Genomic DNA, 24,712 nt, shown 5'->3' with positions numbered 1-24,712 from the left:
AGTGCTACACTTACGGTTACAGGATGTCAACCCGATGCGTGTATTTAAAACCAAATGGTTTGCCAGGGTAGCAAAGTCCCATGCAATCAAAGACGAAGAGTTATGTAAGGTTATTGCAGCAGCAATGCAGGGAAAAGTGGAGGATCTTGGTGGTGGGGTTTACAAAAAACGCCTCAATCAGAATCGCGATCGCGCGATCATCCTCGCAAAAGGAGGTATACATTGGTTTTATACATTTTTATATGCCAAACAGGATATGGCAAACATCGACAACGGTGAATTAGCCGGGTTCCGCGAGTTAGCAAAGCATTATGCTGGTCTCGCTGAAGATAAAATGACGGCATTGATTAAAAATAAAGAATTGGTGGAGATTTGCCATGACTGCAAAAAATAAATTCAAAAGCCCTGCTTTTGAAGCTATTCACAGCGCAGCTTCTGGATTATTCAGCGTTGATGCCATTCCCCAGGAAACGATGCGCAACTTTGACAAAGCATGCCTCAGTAGCGTGGAAGATCTTCAGCCGCTTGAAATCAAAGCACTACGCGAGAAGCTGAACGTCAGCCAGCCCGTTTTCGCGCGCTATCTGAATACCAGCGTTTCTACAGTGCAAAAATGGGAGAGCGGCGCAAAGCGCCCCGGCGGTATGGCGCTGAAGCTTCTTACCATTGTGCAAAAGCACGGACTAAAAGTGCTGGCCTGATGAGTCTCGCTGATAAGCCGTTAACACCATTCGTTATATGCAAAATGGCACATACCGTTCTCAATGCAACCAGTGCACGCCATCTTCAGGTTGAAAAAGGGCGTTATAGCGCATCTGGAAGGCGTTAATCTCTTGTATATCCGGTTCTATTTCGCGCAGAAACCCCAGCGCCAGGCGTACCTGCGCGTCAGTAATTGGCGCGGCCAGACGCGTTTTTTGCAGCTGACGATACCACTGTTGCAGGTTCTGATCGCTGCCATCCACAATCACGATCTGCCAGATCAGCAATATCTGGGCGGCATTTTGCAGATGTGATTCATCAGGACGATGCAGGTACTGTAAAAACGCCTCTCCCGGCGCTTTGCCCATCTGGTCGATCATTGATTCCACCGGCACCACGCTAATGCCCAGACGCTCGCTTAACCGACGAATCGCACGCCGGGTCCCCGAGGTGAGCACCCTGAAGCCAACAATAAACACCACGACCAGCGTGGCCAATATAATCCAAATCATGCGTACATCCGTTACTCAACAGGATGTTCATCATAGCGACAAATTGTCGACAGGCAATGTGAGCATCACCCGGCGCAAATAAAAAAACCCGGCACAGAAGCCGGGTAACGTGACGTACAGCCAATCACTCAGGCTGTCTGCAAAGTTTGTTTCTTTTTCTCGCGGCGAATTTTACGTTCTTCCAGCACCGCGACCATCGCCATCAGGCAGATACAGCCAATGGCAGCGGCATCCAGCGCGGCGAAGGTGCCCGCCCAACCGGTCAGACCAAAGACTGGCGTACCGTCGGCAATCATCCCCAGCCCCAGCTTGGCAAAGCTGTCGCCGATCAGGTAAGCGAAGGTGCCTTTAATGCCGTCCGCCGCGCCGATCGCTTTTTTCGGGACGAAGCCAACTGCCGCCACGCCAATCAGCAACTGCGGGCCAAACACCAGGAAGCCGAGCGCGAACAGGGACGCCAGATAGACGTACTGGTTGCTGGCATGCTGGTAAACGCCGAGGGTGGCGATAATCAGCGCCAGCGCAACGCAGGCCACCAGCGCGCGACGACCGTTCGCCAGATCCGACAGCCAGCCCCACAGCAGCGTACCGACCAGCGCGCCCACTTCAAACAGGGTAAAGCCCTGAATCGCCACTTCTTTAGAGAGTTTCAGTTCCTGGAACGCGTAAACGGTAGACCACTGGTCGATACCAATACGCACCACGTACAGGAAGATGTTGGAGAAGCACAGCAGCCAGATCACTTTGTTTTTCAGGACGTATTCCACAAAGATCTGCCACTTGGTCATCTCATTTTCTTCGGTCTCTTTGTCCTCTTCGCTGATCTCTTCGCCGAACAACTCTTCCGCCTTACCAAGACCATAAGATTCCGGGGAGTCGCTGCCAAAGCGTAGGCCGATGAAGCCCACAATCAGCGCGATGATCGACGGGAAGATAAACATGCCGATCACATGGCCGTCGAACAGGTAGTTCGCGCCGAACAGCGCCACGCCTGCCGCGCCAGCGCCGCCGAGGTTGTGGGAGATATTCCAGAAGCCGAGGAAGGTGCCGCGCTTACGACGGGGCGTCCATTTGGTGATGGTGGAGTAACTGCACGACCCGCCGGTACTCTGGAAGAAACCGCTCAGCGCGTAGAAGGCGATCATCAGGAACAGGCTAACGGAACCGCTCCCCATGCTGGCGCTGAAACCCAGCATACAGATAGCGGAAAGAATCAGCATAAACGGCAGGAACTGCTTGGTGTTTTTGCCGTCGGCATAGTAGGAAACCAGCGTTTTGCCTACGCCATAGGTGATCGAGAAGCCCAGACCAATCATCCCCAGTTGCGTCATGCTCAGCCCGTAGGTGGAGATCATGTCGTTCTGGGCGATGTTGAAGTTTTTGCGGATCAGGTACATGGTCAGGTAGCCGATAAAGACCACCAGATAGGACTGCATGAACGGTTTGAACCACATTTTGCGCCGTACATCGAGCGGCAGATCCAGGGTCGGCTTACGCACCTGGTTTAAGAAGTTCAGCATGGGACGGGTATCTCCTGATTTTTTAAGCCTGCTTTATTGCAGGCATTGTAAAAATCAGCCGCCCAACCAGCCTGAGACAGCGTCCAGGCGAAACCGGGAAAATGTCTTAGTTTTGCCCCACTCGGGGTAAAAAGGTGAAGTCCGTCACGTAATGCTGGCCTCGCGCGGTGCCTGCGCGTTCAAAAACGGCAGCAGCAGCAGGGCGGAAATGCCCGCCGCAATGGCAATCACCACAAAGAACCCGGTCCAGTGCCAGGTTTCCATCACCTGCGCCAGCGGCCAGCCGGAGAGCGATGCGCCAAGATAGGCAAACAGACCAACAAAACCGGTTGCCGCCCCCGCCGCCTCTTTGTGCGAACATTCCGCAGCCGCCATGCCGATCAGCATTTGCGGGCCAAAAACAAAAAAGCCGGTGGTGAAGAAGCACGCCGCCTGCATCACGTAACTGGCGAACGGCATCAGCCATAACGAACCGACAGAGAGCAGTATTCCGGCAGCGAAAATCAGGTTCATTGGCCCACGGTTGCCGTTGAACAGTTTATCTGAACCCCAGCCCGCCACCAGCGCGCCGATAAACCCGCCCAGCTCGAACATCGTGACCGCCATGTTGGCGGTGACCAGATCGACACCCAGCGTCTCCGACATATACAGGTTGCCCCAGTCGTTGATCGCCGCGCGTACCACGTACACCAACACATAGCACAGCGAGAGCAGCCAGATATAGGGATTCAACAGCACGTATTTGGTCAGGATCTCTTTGCGGGTCAGCCCCGCGCCCTCCTGCTGCTGAGCGATTTCCAGCTCATCATGCCGCCAGTCCCCGACCGCTGGCAAACCGATAGCCTGTGGCCTGTCGCGCAGCCGCCAGCAGAGAAAAATGCCGACGATAATCGCCAGCGTTCCGGCAATCATCATCCCGGCGCGCCAGCCGTAATGCAGAGCGGCTGCAGCCATGACGATCGGAATCAGCGCCCCACCGACGTTATGCGCGGTATTCCAGATGGCCCACCACCCGCCACGCTCATTACGCGAGTACCAGGACGTCAGCAGACGGGCGCACACCGGCGCTCCCCAGCCCTGGAAGAAGGCATTCAACGCCCACAGTAATGCAAAGGCCCACAGCGACGTGGAGAAACCGAACAGGATATTCACCACGCCGGTGGCGATCAGCCCAATGCCCATAAAATAACGGGCGTTGGAACGGTCGCTGACAATGCCGGAGACAAACTTCGACAGGCCATAGGTGATGTAAAACAGCGTCGCCAGCAGGCCGATATCACTGCGGGTCAGCACGCCGCTGACGAGGATCTCCGGCACGGCGGCATTAAAACTTTTACGGGTGAAATAGAACAGCGCGTAGCCAAGCCAGATGGTCAGTAAGATCTGTCGCCGCCAGTAGCGGTAACGCGCATCAACTTCGTGTTTATCGGTTATCAACGGCGCATTTGCCGGAGCTTTCAGAAACGTCAGCATCGCCGCTCCTTAAACGTAACGCAGAGGCAACGACACGCTAACGCGCGTGCCGTGCGTACAGGAGATGGCCAGTACGCCGCCAAGCGCCGTCACGCGCTCGCGCATCCCGGTCAGACCAAAACCTTGCTGGCCGGAATCCGGCGGCAGGCCGCTGCCATCGTCTTCAATCACCAGCATCAGCCGCTCATCCTGCAACCAGCCCTGTAGCGTAACCGCGCTGGCATTAGCGTGTTTCACAATGTTGTTCAGCCCTTCCTGACAAACGCGAAACAGCGTTACCCGCTGGCTTTCGCTGAGCGCAGACTCGTCTATTCGCCAGTCGAGATGGCTGATGATGCCGCGACTTTCCAGCTCCATTTCCCGCATCAGCGAACGGATAGCCTGTTCCAGCGTCAGGTCATCCAACTGGCGCGGACGCAAGCGCCCCAGCAGGCGACGCACCGCGTCATACACGCCCAGCGACAGTTGCTCAATGTGCGCCCCGCTCTGTTTTACGCCGCCATTATCCGCCGCCAGCCGCTGTACAATTCCCGCCTGAGTGCGAATGGCGGTGATGGTCTGACCGATGTCGTCGTGCAGTTCCCGCGCTACGTCGCGCCGCACGCTCTCTTCCGTTTCCAGCAGGCGTTCCGCCAGACGATGGTTGCGCGCCAGCTCATTTTGTAGCGACTGGTTGAGTTCGCGCAGGCGCTGAATCCCCGCGCCAAGCAGCAGCCCGGTCAGGCTTTGCGCCAGCAGAGAAAGCAGTAAATCAACGGGATGATCGTGCCAGGTCTGGCTGGCAATCAGCGCGATGGCGTTCATCAACGTCGCGATCAGCGCCCCTTGCCAGCCGTAATGCCAGGCGAGCGCAATAATCGGCAACGCAAGGCAGAACGGCGTAAAGCGTGACAGCTCAGCCGGTAGACCCAGCTGTAGCCACAGACTGACGGTGAACAGCAGCAGATACCAGACCAGATGCCGCCCGCGCCAGTTCACCGGCTGAGAGACCAGCGCCGGGCCGAGCGGTAACCAGGTGGTGCTGGTCAGGTAATGCCAGAACACCAGACAGATGGGCGCCAGCGTCAACCCGCCGGTAAGCGTCAGCAGCAGCGCGTTTAACGTCTCTTCCCCCTGGCCTAACCAGGGCAGAGACTGTAACAATGCCGCCGCCGTCAAGGCCGCGCCCTGTAACAGCAGGGTGCGCCAGTCGCGCTGATGGCGATAGCGGGAGATTAATGCCACAGGCAGCAGCGTCAACAGGCTTCCGATCATCAAAAGCGGTAGATGCGCCAGCGCCACTTCCTGCGCCAGCCACCAGACCAGCAGCCATTCCGCGCCCAGCAATACCGGCCAGTAGCTGCGTGGACACTGCAACATCAGCCCCAGGCGTAAACCGAACGGGAACAGCAGTACCGCCAGCTCCGGGCGCTCAACCAGGTGCAGGCTGATGCTCCACAGGCAAAACCACGCGGCGGAGAAGATAAAAAAGCAGGCGATAACGGTAATTAACCGGGAGAGGATGGTTTTCATCACCAGCCATCAAACATGCGGCGCGCCAGCTCAACGTCGTTGCTGACGCCCAGTTTTTCCAGAAGATTGGCGCGATGTACGTGTACCGTTTTTGGCGACAGCCCCAGCTCGGCGGCGATCTCTTTCACCGCCATTCCCTGCGCCAGCTTTTCCGCCACCTGGCGTTCACGTCTGGTCAGCGGGTCCTGCCGTCCGGCCGCCAGTTTAACGGCGATATCCGGCGTCAGGTAACAGCCGCCCGTCGCCACCGTATGTACCGCGGCAATCAGCTCGTCAGGGCTACAGCGCTTGGAAAGGAAGCCGCGCGCACCGGCGTTCAGCGCCTGTTCCACCAGCGCCGGACTGTCATGTACCGACAGCATTATCGTCGCCATCCCTTTAGGAAGCTGATTTAATAACTCCAGCCCGGAGATATCCGGCATGGAGATATCGCAGATGCAGACCTGCACGCCGCGACCGGGCAGTCCCGCCAGCGCCTCGCGACCAGAACCGAATTCGGCGACAACCTGAAAATCGGCTTCCAGCCCCAGCAATTGGGCAAAGCCGGAGCGGACGATAAGATGATCGTCAATAAGGGCGATAGTGGTCATGGCATGTCCTGGCGGGTGTAAAAAACGCGCCTACCTTAGCGAGATACACGTCATCCTTCAAGCTACCTCTGCACTGTCTGCGTCTGCTCCCCCGGTACTTACTTAAGTAAGCGCCGGGGGCTTCTCAGACTCGCCGCCTTGATGCAACTGGAGTGCGTTTGTATATAAACGCGTTACTGCCCAAAGCATTGAACAGAATTATCCACCTCATGCAATACCGGTGGTCACCGTGAAAGTGCGAGTTTGCTGTGGTGCGAGTGAAACCAAAGTACCATTGGCCCTGGCTGCCAGAAACCCTTCCGGCCGACAGGTAGCGGGTAGCGCAAAGGCCGCGACCTGTTGATCGCCATTATAGAGAATCCAGCGGGTGACGTAATTAAGCTCCGAGCTTGAAAAACGGGTGATGAACATGGTCCCATCAGTCGCTATCATGCGAAATTCAGGAGTAGCGGTGTAACGCGCCAGATCATCCGCAAAAAAGACGATTTCCGGATCGTAAAACTGAGGTTCGTTCAATATAGACAGCGATGTCTCACCTTGCTGGATCCGTTGATTAAACGCTAGCCACGACGCAGTCGGCTTCACATGGGCTGGTACCGATTCACGCAGCGAGAACGCGTCATCAGGAATATTCTGGCTAAATGTTGCCTCCGGCACGTAAGCATAGTTCATATGGCACATATACTGTAATGGCATAGCGACAGCGGCAAGGTTAGTCACCGCCATCTGAATATCAAACAGCGCACTCGCTTTGCGGAATACTACCGCTGGCCGCGCCTCATAATGATGTCCAAAACCCATCACATATTCATAACGTCCCGTCACGCGCAGCTCCTCTTCCCCGAGCTCAAGCCAGGCATCGTCTATTGCCGCGCAGGCCATTTCACCATGCAGAGGATGGGTATCTTGCGGTGACGGGCAGCCATTCGCCAGTAACCCGGAATGAAATGCAAAACAGCCATAGGTTTCGACCACCTCCGCTGCCGGTTTCGGTTCACTGAACATATTGCGCATTGTCAGGTCATGACCGTCAAACACTGCATCCCAGATCATTTGTCCCATCCAGGGCAATATCACCAGATAACCGCGCGCGTTTTCCACCCGCAACGCCTCTACGCCGCTGGCATAGCGGAATGCCATTACCGTAAAGTCATCATTCGCCAGTAATGTACGGGGTTGCTCGCTAAATAACTGACGCCATAAAGGTAAACGTGTTGTCACAAGAATTCTCCTCAGGATGCTGCCGCTTCGGTGAGCGCACGACGGACTTTGCACTCACGCCAGAAATAAACGCCCACGTAAATAAAACACAGCATCGGCACCAGAAAAGAGATCTGCAGGGAGTGGAACATATCGGCGACGAAACCTTGAATCGCCGGAATAACCGCCGCGCCAATAATCGCCATCACAATCACGGCGCCAGCCATTTCAGTATGTTCGTTATCGACTGTATCCAATGTGCCAGCATAGATGGTTGCCCAACACGGTCCAAACAGCACGCTTACCAGTACCGCCACATATACCGCGCTAAAGCTCGGTGCCAGCGCAACGTACGCCAGGAACAACGCACCGATGATCGAATAGATAATCAGTACTTTTTCCGGTGTAAAACGGGTCATCAAAAGGTTGGCGATAAACTTGCCGATAAAGAAACAGGCAAAACTGTAGATCATAAACGTTGAGGCATCACGCTCATTAATATTCCCCATCTCCAGCGCGAGACGGATAGTGAACGACCAGACCGTTACCTGCATGCCGACATACAGAAACTGGGCGGCAATGCCACGGCAGAAACGTGCATTAGTGGTCAGATAGCGCAACGTATCGATCGCAGACGGACGCTTATGATTCTCGGACTGCGCAACTTTACAGGTCGGGAATCGCGTCAGCAGGAACAACACCAGGACCACTATCAGAACCATGATCATGTATTTGTAAGGCTCAAGAGTGTTTTCCAGCATCAATACTTTAAAGTTATGGATCTGTTCGGCATTCATACCCGCCATCTGCTTTTCCAGGCTTTCACCATCAGAAAAGACTAAATATTTGCCGAGTAAAATCCCGGTCGCCGCACCTATCGGATAAAACGTCTGGCTAATATTCAATCGTAATGTGGCATGATTTTTCGGACCGATCATTGAACTGTAGGTGTTCGCCGCCGTTTCCAGGAAGCTTAAACCAATAGCTATGGCGAAAATTGCGGCCAAAAACATGGTGTAGGTTGCCATGTGCGAAGCCGGGAAAAAGAGCGTACAGCCAACGATATAAAGTGTAAGTCCGATAAGGATGGCAATTTTATAGCTGGTATTTTTAATTACTAACGATGCCGGGATCGCAATGAGAAAATAACCACCATAAAATGCACTTTGTACCAATGCAGAAGCAAAATTACTCAATGCAAATACGCTCTTAAACTGCGTAATTAAAATATCATTTAATGCTGCAGCACATCCCCATAACGGGAATAAGCAGGATAACAAAATAAACTGGAACAGAGGTGTTTTATTCAGATAACCATCAGGCATCTGAATGATTTTTTTATCGTTCATAGTGCTACCTTTGATAGTGCAGAGTGATTATTCGTTTAATGACAGAAATTCATTAAACTGCTCAATACTCGGATAAGAGGATTGTGTACCTTTTCCTGTGACGCTAAATGCGGCAAAGAGCGCAGCCTTTTTCATGGCCGATTCAACATCGCCACTCTGGACATAATAGTGAGCGAAACAACCAATAAAAGCATCTCCTGCGCCACTGGTATCTATTGCGCTGACCTTAAATGCCGGGACATGAACTTCCTGCTCACGAGTCATCCACAGCGCGCCTTTCTCTCCCATAGTAACAATAATATTGTTGAGACCTTTTTCAACGAGACTGCGTGCGGCATTGCGAATATTATCGTACGTATCAACTGGCAAACCGGTTAATATTTCCAGCTCGGTTTCATTAGGAATAAAGAAATCACACTTACAGGCATAAGACATATCTAATTCACGCAATGCCGGCGCTGGATTTAATAAAACTTCGATACCGTGCTTTTTACCAAATTCGATTGCGTGGTAAACAGTTTCTAACTGAACTTCAAGCTGTAAAACAATCAAATGACATTTTTTTAAATCCTCAGCAGCGCGATCGATATCTTCGGGAGAAAGAAATTTATTTGCACCTTTAATAATAAGAATGCTATTACTGGAGTTAGCATTCACAAAGATCGGCGCAACGCCACTGCTGGTGCAAGGTACTTTTTCAACATAAGTGGTATTGATCCCCCAGGACTCAAGGTTACGAATCGTGTTATCCGCGAAGATATCATCTCCCACTTTGGTCAGCATCATTACTTTCGAATTGAGCTTAGCTGCCGCAACGGCCTGATTTGCGCCTTTCCCACCGCAACCAATTTTGAATGCCGGCGCCTCAAGCGTCTCCCCCTCTTTTGGCATTTGATTGGTATAGGTGATGAGATCAACCATATTAGAGCCAATAACCGCGATATCCATTTTACTACCTCTCAGAAACAACCATGTAACAATGATATTATAATAACATTATCATGTTACTTTGGTATCATTTGTGACAATGATCGCGATTACTGAATCATTCATGGATTGTTTAACGAGCAACGGAGAGCGGCCCTCAACGGAGAAAAGCGAAGTGAAAAGGGCAAAAACAAAAGATAACACACTGAAAAAGAATAAATTTAAGTAAAAATATGGGGGCTACCAGGGTTTTTTATTGCGAATAGTCACTGTATAGTAATGGATGTGTGCAATGTTTTCCCACTGAAAAATGTTATAAAAATAACATTATTAGTTTACTTCGCGGAGAGTATGAATGGAGACCAAACAAAAAGAACGTATACGTCGCCTGATGGAACTGCTGAAGAAAACCGATCGCGTCCATCTTAAAGACGCCGCACGCATGCTGGAAGTCTCCGTGATGACGATTCGCCGGGATCTCAACCAGGAAAATGATGAGCCTCTGCCGCTTACCCTGCTCGGCGGCTATATCGTCATGGTGAACAAACCTTCATCTCCCTCGCTCACGCCCTCCCTTGTGCCTACGCAAAAACATCATCGCGACGATTTACCCATTGCTATTCTTGCGGCGGGTCTGGTAAGCGAAAACGATCTGATCTTTTTTGATAACGGCAGAGAAATGCCGCTGATCATCAACATGATCCCCGATGACATTACCTTTACCGGTATCTGCTATTCGCATCAGGTATTTATGGCGCTCAATGAAAAGCCCAACGCCACAGCCATCCTGTGTGGCGGAACCTATCGGGCTAAAAGTGATGCCTTCTACGATACCATCAATCCATCGGCGCTCGATTCACTCAATCCGCGTAAAGTATTTATCTCCGCCAGTGGAGTACATGAATATTTTGGCGTCAGTTGGTTCAATCCTGAAGACCTGGCCACCAAACGTAAAGCGATGGATCGCGGCCTGCGAAAGATACTACTCGCGCGCTACGCGCTATTCGACGATGTCGCGCCTGCCAGTCTTGCTCCATTATCGGCATTTGATGTGCTTATCAGCGACCGTCCATTACCGGCAGATTATGCCTCACACTGCCGGAATGGTTCGATAAACGTCATCACCCCAGATTCTGAAAGCGAATAACTCATTCAAAAAAGACAGCAATTTTGCTGAACATGGAAGGATCGGACTGGTTACGCACCACGCTCTCGACATCCTCCAGCTTTTCAATCTGGCTAATCATTTGCCCTAGACGCTGATCGTCGTTCACCAGTAGCCAGATACGGCTCTGGGCACTACCCTGAATCGGCAAACAAAGGATGCCTTCCACGTTGAACGCGCGGCGGGCAAACAGACCGCAAACGTGGGTCATCACGCCAGGATGGTTATGCACGGTGAGCTGTAGAATAACGTTTTCATGAGTTGACTGTTGCATGGCTTATTCCCCCACCATTTCAGTATTGGCCGCACCCGGCGGTACCATCGGATACACTTTTTCTTCAGCATCGATACGCACGTGAATCAATGCCGGACCCGGTCGGTCGATAATCGCCTGCAGCGCCGCCTGCGGGTCAGCTTCGTTATTTAAATCACAGGTTTGCAGACCAAAACCGGCAGCGATCTGCATAAAATTGATCATACCCGGATAGGTTGCAGCGAACACGCCCTGCTTATAAAACAGGCTCTGCTGCTGATAAACCAGCCCCAGCGCTTCGTTATTCATCAGAATGATTTTCACATCCAGCTGATTTTCCGCCGCGGTGGCCATCTCCTGAATATTCATCATCAGGCTGCCGTCGCCGGAGAAACAGATAACCTTGCGCTGCGGGTTAGCCAGCGCCGCGCCAACCGCAGCGGGCAGGCCAAAACCCATGGTACCCAGACCGCCAGAGGTCAGCCACTGGCGCGGACGGTTCAGCGGATAAGCCTGAGCAACCCACATCTGATGCTGTCCCACATCGGTGGTAATGATCGCGTCATCATCAACGCAGGCGGCAACGGCGTTAATCAGCCCGTAATGCGAGAGCGGGTTTTTCTCCTGCGGAATAGGGCAAGGGAACTCACGCTGCAAGTCAGCCACCAGTTGCAGCCATTCGCTGCGAGGCCGCGCCTCAACCTGCGGGATCAGTTGGTTCAGCACTTCGCCCACATCGCCCTGAATCGCCACGTGCGGCTGTTTGATTTTACCCAGCTCTGAACGGTCGATATCGACGTGAATAATCTTCGCATTCGGGCAGAACTGTTCGGTTTTACCAATCGCCCGGTCATCAAAACGTGCGCCTAAAACAACCAGTAAATCCGCTTCCTGAAGAATAAAGTTGGTACTGCGCGCGCCGTGCATCCCCAGCATGCCTAACGACAGCGGATGCGCTTTTGGCAACATCCCCAGCGCCATCAGGGTCTGGGTCGTCGGTAAGTTCGCTTTCTCCGCCAGATGGCGAATTTGCTCAGGAGCGTTGATAACCCCGCCGCCCAGATAGAGCACCGGGCGCTGCGCGGCGTTAATCATCGCTGCCGCTTCGCGCACGCAGGCGCTATCGAACGCCGGCGCCGCCGTCCGGGTACCCGGTTCCGGCAGCACGTCCAGCTCAATGGTCGCCGCCTGAACATCCTTAGGAATATCTATCCACACCGGCCCTGGCCGCCCGGACTGGGCGATACGAAAGGCATCGCTCATCACCTGCGGCAATTCAGCAATATTACGCACCAGGTAGTTATGTTTGGTGATGGGGATAGAAATACCGTAGGTGTCGACTTCCTGGAAGGCATCGGTACCAATCATTGAGGCAGGCACCTGGCCGGTGATACAAACCAGCGGAATCGAATCCAGACGAGCGTCGGCGATAGCGGTGATCAGGTTAGTCGCTCCTGGACCGCTACAGGCCATACACACCGCCGGTTTACCTTCGGTACGCGCCATACCCTGAGCGATAAACCCCGCCCCCTGCTCGTGACGCGCCAGAATATGGCGAATCTGCGTGCTTTGGCTTAATGCATCGTAAATGGGAAGGATGGAGCCGCCCGGTATACCGCTAACGGTGGTGATCCCCTGACGTTCCAGTAAATGAACGACTAACTGCGCGCCAGTGAAGCGCATTTTTTGTGATGTTGTGCCCGAACTTGCCATGCTCCAGTCCTTTTATTCTGGGCCGACTTACCGGGGGGCATAAAACGAAAAACCCCGCTCGGTTTGCGCCGGCGGGGTTTTGGAATTCGTGTTGTTCCGGACCCTACGGCGCATTGCCGACGACGACCACCACAGACACGACGACCACCGCGGCAGGCGCGGTGAGTAGTAGGGTCGGAGTCAGCATGGCTGCGTTCATTAGGGACCTGTTGTATCGAAATAGTGAATGAATTTATACAAACACAGCTTGTACCATTTCACAATGGATTTATTTTCATCCACAAAAAACTGTGTGGAAGATCACATTAATTTGCGAGGGGATAAAAACAAAAAACCCCGCCCGGCGAGGTTTTTTGCTCAGCGCTTTCCGGTTGGTGGCCGCAAACACACTGTATTACGTCAACGGCAAAAGTATACGCGATCGGCGAAGAAGGCGCAATTTTGACCATGGTTTTTGCTGATTTAGAGTATCGATCGCGCGCGTAAATTTGTCCAATAAATACTGTTCATACATACAGTATTTATTCTATACTGCAAAAGTACGCAGAGTGACATCTGGGGCCGCACTTTTACCGGCGCAATCAAGTCCTGGCTGAAACGGGTGGTGCCGTCAGCGCCTTAACCCCAGCCGAGCACACTGTGTTACGTCAACAAATATCCCGAATAATTTAGGTCACAGCCAACGGGGCTGCACCAGAAATATGACGGATATACTCTGGCTGGCAACAGGCGGCGGAAAGGTACGCCAGCTGGTCGTGCTCCTGAACCAGAGGAGACGCGTATGAGCGGAGTGGATATTATCGTTTTGATCCTGAAACTCATGGTTGCCGTGTTGCAACTACTTGATGCCGTCCTGAAGCAGTTCCGCTGATTCAGGTTCAAGTCGCACCTGAGAGGGGCGGGAAACCGCCCCTCTGCAGGCTACCCATTAACCGATCTGATGGAGAGGACTATGCCAGCGCTGCAGATTACCCGCAACAACGCCGAACACACCCGGTTTTGCCACGCTACGCGACGAAATCCTGGCGCAAAATGACAACATGCTGCGCCGCCTGGAGGAAAACTGACACAGCGGGGAATCCCCATGCCCCGTCGTTTTATGAAAATCTGGGATTTCGCCCGGTGTGGGATGAACCGCGGGTCACGGCTCGCCTGTTCTTCGCCCTTTCGTCACCTCTGGCTGCCGAAGCGCACGCATGTTAGAGTCCAGTAACGATCTATTCCCTGTTTTCGGGCCGTGATGACCATAACCGTCTTCTGCATTTTACTGTTTGCAGCCCTGCTGCACGCCAGCTGGAACGCTATCGTTAAAGCGAGCGGCGATAAAATGTACGCAGCGGTAGGCGTTTGCGGTTCCGCCTCACTAATCGCCCTTGCTCTACTCCCTTTCGCCCCACAACCCGCACTCGCCAGCGTACCGTTTCTCGCCGTCTCCTGCGCACTACAGGTGGTGTACACGGTACTGGTGGCGAAAACGTATCAGGTCTCGGATATGAGCCAGTCCTATCCGCTAATGCGTGGCACCGCGCCGCTACTGGTAGCCATAATCAGCGTTGCCCTCCTCGGCGATCGTCTCTCCCCGGTGGCGTGGCTCGGAATTGGCATCATCTGCCTGGCTATTCTGGCGATGGCCTTTAACGGCCGGGCCAGCTCAAGTACGGGTATCGTACTGGCGCTAATCAACGCCTGTTTTATTGCCGGTTATACGCTGGTTGACGGAACCGGGGTGCGACTTTCGGGAACCGCGCTGGGCTATACGCTATGGACCTTTTTTATGAATGGATTCTGTCTGCTGGGCTGGGCGCTGATCGCCCGACGCCCGCAGGCCAGCCGCTATTTGCGCCAGCACTGGAAGAAAGGCCTGGTCGGCGGAGTCGGTACAATGGGCTCCTACGGTCTGGCGCTGTGGGCGATGACCCAGGCGCCGCTGGCGGTGGTCGCCGCCCTGCGTGAGACGTCGATTCTTTTCGGCGCGATTATCGCTTTGATCCTGTTAAAAGAAAAAGTCGCTCCGCTGCGTATTCTTGCCGCTTGCGGGATTGCTGTTGGGGCGATTCTGCTGCGGTTATCATAAATTATACATGGCAACATTAGTTGCCGATTTTGGTTTACAAAACCAGCCCGATTCTCCTCCGACAATCACCGCCGTATGGTTGCCCTGTTATTTTTATATGGTAGATTTCTCCGCTATTACCGTATGTTCCAGTCACATATTCTTTATATCTATTTTTTACAAAGTATTCATCGAATGAAACGGCATAAGAACGTCAATTTATTGTTGATGCTGGTATTGCTGGTGGCCGTTGGTCAGATGGCGCAAACCATTTATATTCCGGCGATTGCTGATATGGCGGTATCACTCAACGTCCGCGAGGGCGCTGTGCAGAGCGTCATGGCCGCTTATTTACTGACCTATGGCGTATCGCAGCTCTTCTATGGCCCGCTGTCTGACCGCATTGGCCGCCGCCCGGTGATCCTGGCCGGGATGTCTGTTTTTATGCTGGCGACGCTGATTGCTATCACCACCCATAGCCTGCCAGTGCTGATTGCCGCCAGCGCCATGCAGGGGATGGGCACCGGTGTCGGCGGCGTTATGGCGCGTACTCTGCCGCGTGATCTGTATGAAGGCGCGCAGCTAAGACATGCTAATAGTCTGCTTAATATGGGGATTTTGGTCAGCCCGCTGCTGGCGCCGCTGATAGGCGGTATCCTTGGCACCCTCTGGAGCTGGCGGGCCTGCTATATTTTTCTGCTAGTGCTGTGCGCTGGCGTAACTTTCAGCATGGCGCGCTGGATGCCGGAAACCCGGCCAGCCAGCGCGCCGCGCAGCCGGTTGATAACCAATTATAAAACCCTGTTTGGTACCGGCGCATTTAACTGCTATCTGCTGATGTTGATTGGTGGTCTGGCGGGGATCGCCGTTTTTGAAGCCTGTTCCGGCGTGCTGATGGGCGCCGTGCTGGGCCTGAGCAGCATGTCAGTGAGTATTCTGTTTATCGTGCCGATTCCGGCGGCATTTTTTGGCGCCTGGTTTGCCGGACGCCCGAATAAGCGCTTCCCGATGCTAATGTGGCAGTCGGTAGTTTGCTGCCTGTTGGCAGGGATCCTGATGTGGCTCCCTGCGCTGTTAGGCGTGATGACCATCTGGACGCTGCTGGTGCCCGCCGCATTGTTCTTTTTTGGCGCAGGAATGCTGTTTCCGCTGGCGACCAGCGGCGCAATGGAGCCATTCCCGTTTCTTGCCGGTACTGCCGGAGCGCTGGTGGGAGGATTGCAGAATATCGGTTCCGGCGTGCTGGCATGGCTGTCCGCGATGATGCCGCAAACCGGCCAGAGCAGCCTGGGGCTACTGATGATGCTGATGGGATTGCTGATTCTGCTATGCTGGCTGCCGCTGGCATCTCGTTTTCATCATCACCGGCTGCCGGTTTAAGCCCTGGGTCGCCTTCTTCCGGGTTGCGACTCAAATGTCTAACCCGGATTATAGAAAACGAGCCATTATTATTGTGCATGGTGCTGCAACCAGTTGATAAACGCATCGATTTTCGGCCACTGACGGCCCGGCAGGGTCGTCACGTAATAGTGCTGATGGCATTTCAGGGTCATGTCGCCGAACGGTGCCATCAGCTCACCGCTGTCGAGCCGCTTCTGCACCAGCCGCTTACGCCCCATCGCCACGCCGACGTGATTCATCGCCGCTATCACCGCTAAATCCGAACGATCAAAGCCAATTCCCGACGATTGCGGCAAGTCAATACCAAACTGTTGCGCCCAGCTAAACCACTCATCGGTACCGGAATCATTGCTCCAGGCCTGGCGATCGTGCAGCAACGTACAGTGACGAAGATTGCCAGGGTTCTGCTGAAGCTGATGCTGATGCGCGTAATCCGCCGTGCAAACCGGCACGATAGCCTCATCCATCAGAAAATAATGACTAAGCTGCGACGAAGGCGTGTCATCAAAATAGATCGCCAGATCGATTCCCGCTCGCTGCATATTGACATTATCGTTGCCGGTCAGCACGGTGAGCGATATGGAGGGGTAACGGCGGGTAAAATCGCCCAACGCCGGAACCAGCCAGCACTGGGCGATGGACGGGCGCGAATAGACCGTTAATGTCCCCGACAGTTCCTGGTTTTTAATATCCAGAATCTCCTGGTTGAGACTGTCCAGGGAGGATTTCAGCGCCCAGAACACCCGTCTGCCTTCATGGGTAAGTTCCACCTTGCGATGCGACCGTACAAACAACTGAATCCCCAGTTCCTCTTCCAGTTGATTTATGCGGTGGCTAACCGCGCTCGGCGTCAACGACAGCTCTTCCGCTGCCAGCGCAAACGACTCGTGCCGGGCGGCGACCTCGAAAGTATATAGCTTCGAAAGTTGCCAGCCGTTAAGCAGTCGATTCCCCATCGCTTTTTGCGCCTCCCTTTCCTGTTCTTTCACTTTCATTGTGCCGATTGTAAGAAACTTTGCGTCCCGGACTTAGGTTAAAGATGAATAAAAGTGACTCATTGCACATTAAACCATCTTATTTAGAGCCAAATCACCACTTTGATTCAATCTGATTCACCTGAAGCGCCATTTATATCGTTTGTCAGCAGTTGCCGATTTTCTGTTCAATAACCACAGATTATTCACAGGTGAGGTGGGGCATGGAATCTCAGATCTGGGTTGTCAGCACGCTGCTGATAAGCATCGTGTTAATTGTGCTAACTATTATCAAACTGAAGCTTCATCCATTCCTGGCGCTACTGCTGGCGAGCTTTTTCGTCGGCGCCATGATGGGGATGAGCCCACTGGATATGGTCAATGCTATTGAGAGCGGTATTGGCGGCACGTTAGGCTTTCTGGCGGCGGTTATTGGCCTCGGGACCATTCTCGGTAAAATGATGGAGGTTTCCGGGGCAGCGGAACGCATCGGCCTGACGCTCCAGCGCTGCCGTTGGCTTTCCGCTGACGTGATCATGGTGCTGGTGGGGCTGATTTGCTGGATCACGTTATTCGTTGAAGTGGGCGTTGTTCTGCTTATTCCACTGGCGTTTTCCATTGCGAAAAAGACCAACACATCATTGCTCAAGCTGGCTATTCCGCTGTGTACCGCGCTCATGGCGGTGCATTGCGTGGTGCCGCCACATCCGGCTGCACTGTTTGTGGCGAATAAACTGGGCGCGGATATCGGTTCCGTTATCGTTTATGGTCTGCTGGTTGGGTTGGTGGCTTCGCTGGTTGGCGGGCCGCTATTCCTGCGATTGCTCGGCAACCGTCTGCCGTTTAAAGCGGTTCCCACTGAATTTTCCAATCTCGAAGTACGTAAAGAAGAGACGCTACCCTCACTTAGCGCAACGCTGTTTACGGTTCTGCTGCCGATTGGCCTGATGTTGGTCAAAACCATAGCCGAACTGAATATGACCAAAGGCGGCACGCTGTATATGCTGCTGGAATTTATCGGCAACCCCATCACCGCGATGTTTATCGCCGTCTTTGTCGCCTATTATGTGCTGGGGCTCCGCCAGGAAATAGGCATGGGTGCCCTGCTGACGCATACGGAAAACGGCTTCGGTTCGATTGCCAATATTCTGCTGATTATCGGCGCGGGCGGGGCCTTTAACGCAATCCTTAAGACCAGCAGCCTGGCCGATACTCTGGCGGTAATTCTGTCGAATCTGGACATGCATCCAATTCTGCTGGCCTGGCTGGTGGCGTTGATTCTGCACGCCGCAGTGGGTTCCGCTACCGTTGCGATGATGGGCGCAACCGCCATCGTGGCGCCGATGCTGCCGCTTTATCCCAACGTCAGCCCCGAGATCATCGCTATCGCCATCGGCTCCGGCGCGATTGGCTGCACTATCGTCACGGATTCCCTGTTCTGGCTGGTTAAACAGTACTGCGGCGCAAGCCTCAACGAAACGTTCAAATATTATACCACCGCAACCTTTATCGCTTCGTTACTTGCACTGGCGAGCACATTCCTGCTTTCTTTCATTATCTGAGCGCAAAGAGACGTAATATGAAAAACGCTGATATGACCACCTTAATCGCCCGGTTTCCTCTGCTGGAGGAGCTGATAGCCCTGAAAGAAACGACCTGGTTTAACCCAGGCACCACCTCCCTTGCGGAAGGTTTACCCTATGTTGGTCTGACGGAAAATGACGTTGAAGATGCCCATGCCCGGCTCGATCGCTTTGCGCCATATCTGGCGGAAGCCTTCCCGGAAACCGCCGCAACCGGTGGGATTATCGAATCTGAACTGGTCGCCATCCCGGCAATGAAGGCCAGGCTGGAGAATGCCTTCAGCCAGCCCATTAGCGGCGATCTGCTGCTGAAAAAAGACAGCCATTTGCCCATTTCGGGTTCCATTAAAGCGCGGGGCGGCATTTACGAGGTGCTGGCCCACGCAGAAAAGCTGGCGATCAATGCCGGTTTGCTGGCGCCTTCCGACGACTACCGCAAGCTGTTAACCCCGGAATTCGAGCAATTTTTCAGCCAGTACAGCATCGCCGTCGGTTCCACAGGTAACCTGGGTATGTCGATTGGCATTATGAGCGCGCGTATCGGCTTTAAGGTGACGGTACATATGTCCGCCGATGCCCGCGCCTGGAAGAAAGCCAAACTGCGTAGCCACGGCGTAATGGTCGTGGAATACGAAGAGGATTACGGCGTGGCGGTCGAGCAAGGACGCAAAGCGGCGGAGTCTGACCCAAACTGCTTCTTTATTGACGATGAGAATTCGCGCACGCTGTTCCTCGGTTATTCCGTGGCCGGAGAGCGGCTAAAAGCGCAGTTTTCCCGCGAAGGGCGCGTTGTGGATGCCAAACACCCCTTATTTGTCTACCTGCCCTGCGGCGTTGGCGGCGGCCCTGGCGGCGTGGCGTTTGGTCTGAAGCTGGCATTTGGCGACAACGTTCACTGCTTCTTCGCCGAACCGACCCACTCACCTTGTATGCTGCTGGGCGTCTATACCGGCCTGCATGACCAAATTTCGGTGCAGGATCTTGGAATCGATAACCAGACCGCCGCCGACGGTCTGGCGGTTGGCCGCGCTTCGGGCTTTGTGGGGCGGGCAATGGAGCGTCTGCTGGATGGGTTTTACACCCTTGATGACCAGACCATGTATGACATGCTGGGCTGGCTGGCGCAGGAAGATGGTATTCGCCTGGAACCGTCCGCGCTGGCGGGAATGGCCGGGCCGCAACGGGTGTGCGCCAGCCTGGTATATCAGCAAATGCACAATTTCACCGCAGAACAGATGCAGAACGCGACCCATCTGGTGTGGGCGACCGGCGGCGGCATGGTGCCGGAAGAGGAGATGGCCCGATACCTGGCGAAAGGGCGCTAAACGCCATTGACCTTAACGCAGCATCGCCATCAGTTCCATCGGTGAGCGATGCTGTTTAATCAGATCCCGCATGACGCGCATATAGGGTGCGCTCCAGTTGTAAAACTGCCGGTACCCTTCGCATAACGCGCTGGTGCCATCCTCCAGACGCAGTTGCGGGCAGCCGCCACCGCATAATTTTAACCAGATACAGCCTGCGCAAGTCGGCCCCGGTGGCGTATCGTCATAACGCACCGCTTCGCCGCGCCAGGCATGTAGCGTGGCCTCAAACAGCGAGACCATGACGCGGTTAACATCTTCTTTGACCCAAATAGCAAATACCGCGCAAAGGAAGTCTCCCCAAAGCCTGGCGTCAGCGGGCTGCAGATGGGGAACAAACTGGATAGCCGTCGCGCCCTGCACGCTTAACTGGTGATAAACACGCGCCGGGTGTTCACACTCGTGGCGATAAATCATGACTTCCCGAACGGGAGTCTCGTTCATCAGGGTTTTGCCGTCGCCACTGTGCCAAACGTCACTATAATCGGCCTGACATCCTGTCATGTCACATCCTTAATTAACAAAATCATCTGTCGTATGTGCGTTATAGCAAACAACAATGACAACGAAAGTACTGCGAATGCGATCAAAAATTTATCACGAACCGCCTGCGGCCGGGCAAAATCGCTTTGCCCGACATTCATCAAATTACGGCTGCGGGTATAGCGCCAAAGAATCATCGCGACGAACGGCAAAATACACAGTGAGAGCCAGAATGGCAGCCCTGCCTGATGCCAGTGGTGCTTAAGCGCCAGCGCCAGTAGCGCGCCATAGCCTAAAAGGGTGCGAAACCAGGCCAGTGACGTGCGTTCCGGCTGCAGCCCTGGGTCGCTTTCGCGACGTATCCGACGATTATCCGGCATAGAACACCAGGACCGTAACCACCACAATAACGAGCGTCAGCAGAATACTGATAAGTAGCAGAGCGCGGGTATAGGGAAGATCCTGCTTGAGCCGCATCGCCTTTTCATTGCTCAGCCAGCGCAAGTAGCCGTGAATCGCCAGACCACCGGCAAACAAGCACAGCAGAAGAGCAATGATCTCGCGAATCAGCGGTGTAGCGAAATCCGGCGCCAGCTGGTCAAGACCGACGCCTCCGGCCAGAAAACCGAGCGACGTGCGGATCCACGCCAGAAAAGTACGTTCATTGGCCAGTGAAAAGCGATAGTCCGGCGCTTCACCGAGGCGGGAAATTTTCATCATGGCTCCCGATTGCGTAAAATATCGGCGATTCTACCTGAGAGCCAAAGCGGAAGGCATTAATAATCGCCTCTGGGTAAAGAAAGTTCTGCAGCCGATACCGCCATGTTGGCCTTGAAACACGCAGACTGACATCCGGTGGATGCCAGTCTGCATCGTTAGCGCAGTTCCGGCCAGTATGCTTTATTGGCTTCAATCAAATCATCAAGAATCGCTTTGGCGACCGACGCGCTCGGCACAGTTTTGGAGAGCGTAATCGCCTGCCACAGACGCTGATAAGAGCGATGCTCCCAGGCATCGACCACCAGTTTCTCGACGGCCACCTGCTGGCTCATCAGCCCTTTCTGGAACTGCGGAATGTCACCAACCGTCAGCGGTTCCGGCCCGTTATGCCCCACCAGGCAAGGGATCTCCACCATCGCTTCATCATCAAAGTTATGAATCGCCCCGTTGTTTGGCACAATCAGCAGCATCCGTTCCTGCGTATTAAAGGCGATTGCCGTTGCCAGATCGACGATATAAGACGCGTGTTCATCAATTTCCAGCTCGCCAGCGGAGGAGTGGCCCGCTTCAATAATGGCGCGGCAGGAGCCAAATACCTGTTTTTCACGGTGATCCATCACCTCGTTCGCGCGGGTACGTTCCGGGTTCGAGTGCTGTACCACATAGTCCGGGAACAGATAGTATTTCAGATAGGTATTCGGCATGGTGTCCGGGTCCAGCGCCTGCACATCCTTCGCTTTGGCGAACGTATCATTCCAGCTCGCTTCAGTATGCGGATCGTTAGATGGCGGGACATAACCGTGTTTCGCGACGTATTCCCGCAGTTTCGGCATCAGGTCGTTACCCTGCAAGTCCTCAATCGACGTCCACCAGCCAAAGTGGTTCAGCCCGTAATAACGCACGCGCATTTGCTTACGATCTTGCAGGCCGACAATCTGCGCCATCCGCCCTTCAATGCCGATCGGCATATCACAGATATTGAGGATTTTGGCGTTCGGGCGCAAACGGCGCGTCGCCTCGGCCACTATCGCCGCCGGGTTGGAGTAGTTCAGCATCCAGGCGTTCGGGGAGTATTTCTCCATGTAATCCACCAGCTCCAGCACGCCGCCAATAGAACGCATCCCATACGCAATCCCGCCCGGGCCACAAGTTTCCTGGCCTAACACGCCGTGGCGCAGCGGGATTTTTTCGTCTTTTTCCCGCATCGGGTATTTTCCTACGCGGATGTGCGCCATCACGAAATCCACATCGGTAAACGCCGCTTCGGGATCGGTGGTGTAACTAAACGCAATCTCCGGCGCCTGCTCTTTGAGGATCACTTTGCAAGCCTCGGCGATAATCTCCTGGCGCGCACCGTCATTGTCGTAAAATTTCAGCGCTCGCAGCGGGAAACGGTCCTGGTTCGCCAGTAGCATCAGAACGATGCCCGGGGTAAATGTGCTACCGCCGCCTGCGATAACAACTGAGAATTTTTTCATGATACTGCCTCCGTCATGGTGGTTTGTTCGGTCTGTAGGGAATCTTTCATCAGGGTTTCAAGCTGGTCGCGGACCTGGGGCACATGCAGGCCGACAATCACCTGGATACCATTGCCACGGCGAACCACGCCGTGCGCGCCCAGCGCTTTAAAAACGTCATCACTCTGGGTCTGCGCCATATCGTGGAGCGCGATACGTAAGCGCGTGGCGCAGTTATTAATGCTTTCGATATTGTCCGCGCCGCCCAGCGCCTGGAGGAACCCGGCTGCCTGCCCAAGTTTTGCGTCCGGCGCGGGCGTCGTTGTCTGTCCACGCGCGGCCTTGTAATCCGCTTTGCTGTAGAGCTTGATTTCACTCTCTTCACGGCCTGGCGTTTTCAGGTTCAGGCGCAGAATCAGAGTGCGGAAGATAACGAAGTAGATCGCGGTAAAACACACGCCAATGCCTATCTGGATAAACATCATTGAAGCGTGGTTATGAAACATCGGGATCCAGTTTTGCGGCAGGAACTGGTCAAGCAGACCGCCGCCAAAATTGCCCACCACACCGCAGATATACATCACCGTCGCCATAGTGGCCGCCAGAACCGCATGGACGGCAAACAGCAGCGGCGAGATAAACAGGAAGGTAAACTCCAGGGGTTCGGTGATGCCTACCAGCATGGCAGTCAGGGTGGCGGGAATCAGCAGTCCGGCGACTTTGACGCGGTTTTCCGGCGCAGAGGTAAAATACAGCGCCAGCGCAATCCCCACCGAACCAAAGACTTTCGAGTTACCGTGCAGCGCAAATCCGCCTTCCGGGAACAGGGTTTTCAGCGCCTCGGTGCTCTGGCTGAACGCCTGCAAATGCTGCGCCCAGTAGACCTGAATACCACTTTCCACAACCGCCGGACCGAAGATGAACGGCCCATAGACAAAATGGTGCAATCCGGTCGGGATCAGGATGCGTTCAAGAAAGATGTAGACCCACACGCCCAGCGCCCCGGCCGAGCGTAAAAAGGCCTGCAGTGATTCAATACCTGACTGAACTTTTGGCCAGCCGAGCAGAGTTAACCAGGCGCAGGGGATCATCACCAGGAAAGCGACAATAACCACAAACGACGACCCCTGAAAAATACCCAGAAATACCGGCAGAGGTTTATCGAAATAGCGGTTATGCAGGGCAGTCACCAGCCCCGAGATGACAATCGCGCCGATAATACTGGTATCGAGGGTTTTAATTCCGGCAATCATCGTCAGGCCGCTGCCAGTCGTCGGTTCAACAGAAAAATCGACGCCGAAGAAGTGGCCCCAGGTCATCCCCATGGCATTAATGAAATAGTTCCAGGTGAGGAAACTGACCAGTACCGCCAGACAGGCCCGCCCCTGAGCCTGTCTGGCCAGGCCAATTGGCAGGCCAACGGCGAAAATCAGCGGCATATTACGGAAAACCGTCCAGCCGCCTTCTTCAATAATGTGAACGATTTGAGCAAATAAACTATCCGGTGCAGCGAGCGCTTCACCAACAAACATCGGGTTGCGCAGCATAATGGCGATACCGACCACAATCCCGGCAAAAGGAAAGAGTAAAACCGGGGTAAACATAGCGCCGCCAAAGCGTTGTATTTGACTGAGCATTTTTACATCCTCATATAACAACCAGTAGGGAGAGGCCTTTTTTGTAGTGATTGCTGGCCAGAGACGAGAATAAGAAATTGCTATTCTGAGAACATGACGCGCCGCTTCGATTCGTGATCGCATT

The 24,712-nt window shown here is 54.0% G+C and carries 25 protein-coding genes and 1 pseudogene; 9 read left to right on the top strand and 17 right to left on the bottom strand.

Annotated features, from left to right (window positions below):
• Positions 1-34 precede the first annotated feature (34 nt).
• Positions 35-394 carry a type II toxin-antitoxin system RelE/ParE family toxin gene (locus FE839_RS11445; protein WP_138360935.1) on the top strand — a complete coding sequence of 120 codons (360 nt, stop codon included), beginning with the start codon at positions 35-37 and terminating at the stop codon, positions 392-394.
• The gene (locus FE839_RS11440; RefSeq protein WP_115614294.1) at positions 378-701 is read left to right on the top strand and encodes a helix-turn-helix domain-containing protein; all 324 of its coding nucleotides are present in this window, start codon (positions 378-380) and stop codon (positions 699-701) included. The genes FE839_RS11445 and FE839_RS11440 overlap by 17 nt, the downstream gene beginning before the upstream one ends.
• A 60-nt stretch (positions 702-761) precedes the next feature.
• Here FE839_RS11440 and FE839_RS11435 read toward each other — a convergent pair whose 3' ends face one another.
• From FE839_RS11435 to rbsK, 8 genes are all read right to left on the bottom strand, one after another.
• Positions 762-1,214, bottom strand: coding sequence for a DUF1198 domain-containing protein (locus FE839_RS11435; RefSeq protein ID WP_138360934.1), 453 nt, complete (start codon positions 1,212-1,214; stop codon positions 762-764).
• A gap of 128 nt (positions 1,215-1,342) precedes the next feature.
• Positions 1,343-2,734 carry a hexose-6-phosphate:phosphate antiporter gene (gene uhpT, locus FE839_RS11430; protein ID WP_138360933.1) on the bottom strand — a complete coding sequence of 464 codons (1,392 nt, stop codon included), beginning with the start codon at positions 2,732-2,734 and terminating at the stop codon, positions 1,343-1,345.
• A 144-nt stretch (positions 2,735-2,878) separates the two neighbouring features.
• Positions 2,879-4,207, bottom strand: a complete 1,329-nt coding sequence (gene uhpC, locus FE839_RS11425) for an MFS transporter (protein WP_071259136.1) — start codon at positions 4,205-4,207, stop codon at positions 2,879-2,881.
• Between the two features lie 9 nt (positions 4,208-4,216).
• Positions 4,217-5,719 carry a signal transduction histidine-protein kinase/phosphatase UhpB gene (uhpB, locus tag FE839_RS11420; protein ID WP_138360995.1) on the bottom strand — a complete coding sequence of 501 codons (1,503 nt, stop codon included), beginning with the start codon at positions 5,717-5,719 and terminating at the stop codon, positions 4,217-4,219.
• Positions 5,719-6,309: a response regulator transcription factor UhpA gene (gene uhpA, locus FE839_RS11415; RefSeq protein WP_138360932.1), complete on the bottom strand. Its 591-nt coding sequence runs from the start codon at positions 6,307-6,309 to the stop codon at positions 5,719-5,721. The genes uhpB and uhpA overlap by 1 nt, the downstream gene beginning before the upstream one ends.
• 207 nt (positions 6,310-6,516) lie before the next feature.
• Positions 6,517-7,530: an aldose 1-epimerase family protein gene (locus FE839_RS11410; RefSeq protein WP_138360931.1), complete on the bottom strand. Its 1,014-nt coding sequence runs from the start codon at positions 7,528-7,530 to the stop codon at positions 6,517-6,519.
• Between the two features lie 11 nt (positions 7,531-7,541).
• Entirely contained in the window at positions 7,542-8,858 is a 1,317-nt protein-coding gene (fucP, locus tag FE839_RS11405; protein ID WP_138360930.1) for an L-fucose:H+ symporter permease, read from the bottom strand.
• Positions 8,859-8,885: 27 nt separating this feature from the next.
• Positions 8,886-9,806 carry a ribokinase gene (rbsK, locus tag FE839_RS11400; protein ID WP_138360929.1) on the bottom strand — a complete coding sequence of 307 codons (921 nt, stop codon included), beginning with the start codon at positions 9,804-9,806 and terminating at the stop codon, positions 8,886-8,888.
• A 334-nt stretch (positions 9,807-10,140) separates the two neighbouring features.
• On the opposite strand from rbsK, the gene FE839_RS11395 reads away from it, so the two are divergent.
• Positions 10,141-10,932: a DeoR family transcriptional regulator gene (locus FE839_RS11395; protein WP_138360928.1), complete on the top strand. Its 792-nt coding sequence runs from the start codon at positions 10,141-10,143 to the stop codon at positions 10,930-10,932.
• 1 nt (position 10,933) lies between these two features.
• Here FE839_RS11395 and ilvN read toward each other — a convergent pair whose 3' ends face one another.
• The 3 genes from ilvN to ivbL all read right to left on the bottom strand — a co-directional run bounded on the left by ilvN (position 10,934) and on the right by ivbL (position 13,115).
• Positions 10,934-11,224, bottom strand: coding sequence for an acetolactate synthase small subunit (gene ilvN / locus FE839_RS11390; protein WP_138360927.1), 291 nt, complete (start codon positions 11,222-11,224; stop codon positions 10,934-10,936).
• Between the two features lie 3 nt (positions 11,225-11,227).
• Entirely contained in the window at positions 11,228-12,916 is a 1,689-nt protein-coding gene (gene ilvB, locus FE839_RS11385) for an acetolactate synthase large subunit (RefSeq protein ID WP_138360926.1), read from the bottom strand.
• A gap of 103 nt (positions 12,917-13,019) precedes the next feature.
• Positions 13,020-13,115, bottom strand: a complete 96-nt coding sequence (gene ivbL, locus FE839_RS11380; RefSeq protein ID WP_138360925.1) for an ilvB operon leader peptide IvbL — start codon at positions 13,113-13,115, stop codon at positions 13,020-13,022.
• Between the two features lie 582 nt (positions 13,116-13,697).
• On the opposite strand from ivbL, the gene tisB reads away from it, so the two are divergent.
• The 4 genes and pseudogenes from tisB (at position 13,698) to emrD (ending at position 16,349) form a co-directional block, all read left to right on the top strand.
• Positions 13,698-13,787, top strand: coding sequence for a type I toxin-antitoxin system toxin TisB (gene tisB, locus FE839_RS11375; RefSeq protein WP_138360924.1), 90 nt, complete (start codon positions 13,698-13,700; stop codon positions 13,785-13,787).
• Between the two features lie 206 nt (positions 13,788-13,993).
• Positions 13,994-14,119: pseudogene (locus FE839_RS25095) on the top strand (hypothetical protein); the annotation flags it as partial.
• Between the two features lie 37 nt (positions 14,120-14,156).
• The gene (locus FE839_RS11365) at positions 14,157-14,990 is read left to right on the top strand and encodes a DMT family transporter (protein ID WP_138360994.1); all 834 of its coding nucleotides are present in this window, start codon (positions 14,157-14,159) and stop codon (positions 14,988-14,990) included.
• Between the two features lie 174 nt (positions 14,991-15,164).
• Entirely contained in the window at positions 15,165-16,349 is a 1,185-nt protein-coding gene (emrD, locus tag FE839_RS11360; RefSeq protein WP_138360923.1) for a multidrug efflux MFS transporter EmrD, read from the top strand.
• A gap of 68 nt (positions 16,350-16,417) precedes the next feature.
• On the opposite strand, the gene dsdC is transcribed toward emrD, so the two are convergent.
• Positions 16,418-17,365: a DNA-binding transcriptional regulator DsdC gene (gene dsdC / locus FE839_RS11355; protein ID WP_277753113.1), complete on the bottom strand. Its 948-nt coding sequence runs from the start codon at positions 17,363-17,365 to the stop codon at positions 16,418-16,420.
• A gap of 203 nt (positions 17,366-17,568) precedes the next feature.
• Here dsdC and dsdX point away from each other — a divergent pair, with 203 nt between their 5' ends.
• Both dsdX and dsdA read left to right on the top strand, forming a co-directional pair.
• Positions 17,569-18,906 (top strand): D-serine transporter DsdX, encoded by a 1,338-nt coding sequence (gene dsdX, locus FE839_RS11350; RefSeq protein WP_138360922.1) that lies wholly within the window; start codon positions 17,569-17,571, stop codon positions 18,904-18,906.
• A gap of 17 nt (positions 18,907-18,923) precedes the next feature.
• Complete coding sequence (gene dsdA / locus FE839_RS11345) at positions 18,924-20,252, top strand: D-serine ammonia-lyase (RefSeq protein WP_138360921.1); 1,329 nt, start codon at positions 18,924-18,926, stop codon at positions 20,250-20,252.
• A gap of 12 nt (positions 20,253-20,264) precedes the next feature.
• Here the strand turns inward: dsdA and FE839_RS11340 are convergent, their stop codons facing one another.
• The 5 genes from FE839_RS11340 to FE839_RS11320 all read right to left on the bottom strand — a co-directional run bounded on the left by FE839_RS11340 (position 20,265) and on the right by FE839_RS11320 (position 24,588).
• Positions 20,265-20,795 carry a radical SAM protein gene (locus FE839_RS11340; RefSeq protein WP_138360920.1) on the bottom strand — a complete coding sequence of 177 codons (531 nt, stop codon included), beginning with the start codon at positions 20,793-20,795 and terminating at the stop codon, positions 20,265-20,267.
• Positions 20,792-21,154: a DUF202 domain-containing protein gene (locus FE839_RS11335; RefSeq protein WP_138360919.1), complete on the bottom strand. Its 363-nt coding sequence runs from the start codon at positions 21,152-21,154 to the stop codon at positions 20,792-20,794. The genes FE839_RS11340 and FE839_RS11335 overlap by 4 nt, the downstream gene beginning before the upstream one ends.
• Complete coding sequence (locus tag FE839_RS11330) at positions 21,144-21,491, bottom strand: YidH family protein (protein WP_138360992.1); 348 nt, start codon at positions 21,489-21,491, stop codon at positions 21,144-21,146. The genes FE839_RS11335 and FE839_RS11330 overlap by 11 nt, the downstream gene beginning before the upstream one ends.
• Positions 21,492-21,649: 158 nt before the next feature.
• Positions 21,650-22,972: a 6-phospho-alpha-glucosidase gene (locus FE839_RS11325; RefSeq protein WP_138360918.1), complete on the bottom strand. Its 1,323-nt coding sequence runs from the start codon at positions 22,970-22,972 to the stop codon at positions 21,650-21,652.
• Complete coding sequence (locus tag FE839_RS11320; RefSeq protein WP_138360917.1) at positions 22,969-24,588, bottom strand: alpha-glucoside-specific PTS transporter subunit IIBC; 1,620 nt, start codon at positions 24,586-24,588, stop codon at positions 22,969-22,971. Before FE839_RS11320 ends, FE839_RS11325 begins: the two co-directional genes overlap by 4 nt.
• Positions 24,589-24,712: the final 124 nt, after the last annotated feature.

Origin of the sequence: Klebsiella indica (assembly GCF_005860775.1) — a bacterium.
GTDB lineage: Bacteria > Pseudomonadota > Gammaproteobacteria > Enterobacterales > Enterobacteriaceae > Klebsiella > Klebsiella indica.
The sequence above is the reverse complement of the archived record's forward strand: the minus strand, read 5'-3'. Positions and strand labels throughout refer to the sequence as shown.

What these genes read in the sequence shown, in the direction of transcription:
- FE839_RS11445 (WP_138360935.1), top strand. Translation starts at nt 35, where the DNA reads ATGCGTGTATTTAAAACCAAATGGTTTGCCAGGGTAGCAAAGTCCCAT.
- FE839_RS11440 (WP_115614294.1), top strand. Translation starts at nt 378, where the DNA reads ATGACTGCAAAAAATAAATTCAAAAGCCCTGCTTTTGAAGCTATTCAC.
- FE839_RS11435 (WP_138360934.1), bottom strand. Translation starts at nt 1,214, where the DNA reads ATGATTTGGATTATATTGGCCACGCTGGTCGTGGTGTTTATTGTTGGC.
- uhpT (WP_138360933.1), bottom strand. Translation starts at nt 2,734, where the DNA reads ATGCTGAACTTCTTAAACCAGGTGCGTAAGCCGACCCTGGATCTGCCG.
- uhpC (WP_071259136.1), bottom strand. Translation starts at nt 4,207, where the DNA reads ATGCTGACGTTTCTGAAAGCTCCGGCAAATGCGCCGTTGATAACCGAT.
- uhpB (WP_138360995.1), bottom strand. Translation starts at nt 5,719, where the DNA reads ATGAAAACCATCCTCTCCCGGTTAATTACCGTTATCGCCTGCTTTTTT.
- uhpA (WP_138360932.1), bottom strand. Translation starts at nt 6,309, where the DNA reads ATGACCACTATCGCCCTTATTGACGATCATCTTATCGTCCGCTCCGGC.
- fucP (WP_138360930.1), bottom strand. Translation starts at nt 8,858, where the DNA reads ATGAACGATAAAAAAATCATTCAGATGCCTGATGGTTATCTGAATAAA.
- rbsK (WP_138360929.1), bottom strand. Translation starts at nt 9,806, where the DNA reads ATGGATATCGCGGTTATTGGCTCTAATATGGTTGATCTCATCACCTAT.
- FE839_RS11395 (WP_138360928.1), top strand. Translation starts at nt 10,141, where the DNA reads ATGGAGACCAAACAAAAAGAACGTATACGTCGCCTGATGGAACTGCTG.
- ilvN (WP_138360927.1), bottom strand. Translation starts at nt 11,224, where the DNA reads ATGCAACAGTCAACTCATGAAAACGTTATTCTACAGCTCACCGTGCAT.
- ilvB (WP_138360926.1), bottom strand. Translation starts at nt 12,916, where the DNA reads ATGGCAAGTTCGGGCACAACATCACAAAAAATGCGCTTCACTGGCGCG.
- ivbL (WP_138360925.1), bottom strand. Translation starts at nt 13,115, where the DNA reads ATGAACGCAGCCATGCTGACTCCGACCCTACTACTCACCGCGCCTGCC.
- tisB (WP_138360924.1), top strand. Translation starts at nt 13,698, where the DNA reads ATGAGCGGAGTGGATATTATCGTTTTGATCCTGAAACTCATGGTTGCC.
- FE839_RS11365 (WP_138360994.1), top strand. Translation starts at nt 14,157, where the DNA reads ATGACCATAACCGTCTTCTGCATTTTACTGTTTGCAGCCCTGCTGCAC.
- emrD (WP_138360923.1), top strand. Translation starts at nt 15,165, where the DNA reads ATGAAACGGCATAAGAACGTCAATTTATTGTTGATGCTGGTATTGCTG.
- dsdC (WP_277753113.1), bottom strand. Translation starts at nt 17,365, where the DNA reads ATGAAAGTGAAAGAACAGGAAAGGGAGGCGCAAAAAGCGATGGGGAAT.
- dsdX (WP_138360922.1), top strand. Translation starts at nt 17,569, where the DNA reads ATGGAATCTCAGATCTGGGTTGTCAGCACGCTGCTGATAAGCATCGTG.
- dsdA (WP_138360921.1), top strand. Translation starts at nt 18,924, where the DNA reads ATGAAAAACGCTGATATGACCACCTTAATCGCCCGGTTTCCTCTGCTG.
- FE839_RS11340 (WP_138360920.1), bottom strand. Translation starts at nt 20,795, where the DNA reads ATGACAGGATGTCAGGCCGATTATAGTGACGTTTGGCACAGTGGCGAC.
- FE839_RS11335 (WP_138360919.1), bottom strand. Translation starts at nt 21,154, where the DNA reads ATGCCGGATAATCGTCGGATACGTCGCGAAAGCGACCCAGGGCTGCAG.
- FE839_RS11330 (WP_138360992.1), bottom strand. Translation starts at nt 21,491, where the DNA reads ATGAAAATTTCCCGCCTCGGTGAAGCGCCGGACTATCGCTTTTCACTG.
- FE839_RS11325 (WP_138360918.1), bottom strand. Translation starts at nt 22,972, where the DNA reads ATGAAAAAATTCTCAGTTGTTATCGCAGGCGGCGGTAGCACATTTACC.
- FE839_RS11320 (WP_138360917.1), bottom strand. Translation starts at nt 24,588, where the DNA reads ATGCTCAGTCAAATACAACGCTTTGGCGGCGCTATGTTTACCCCGGTT.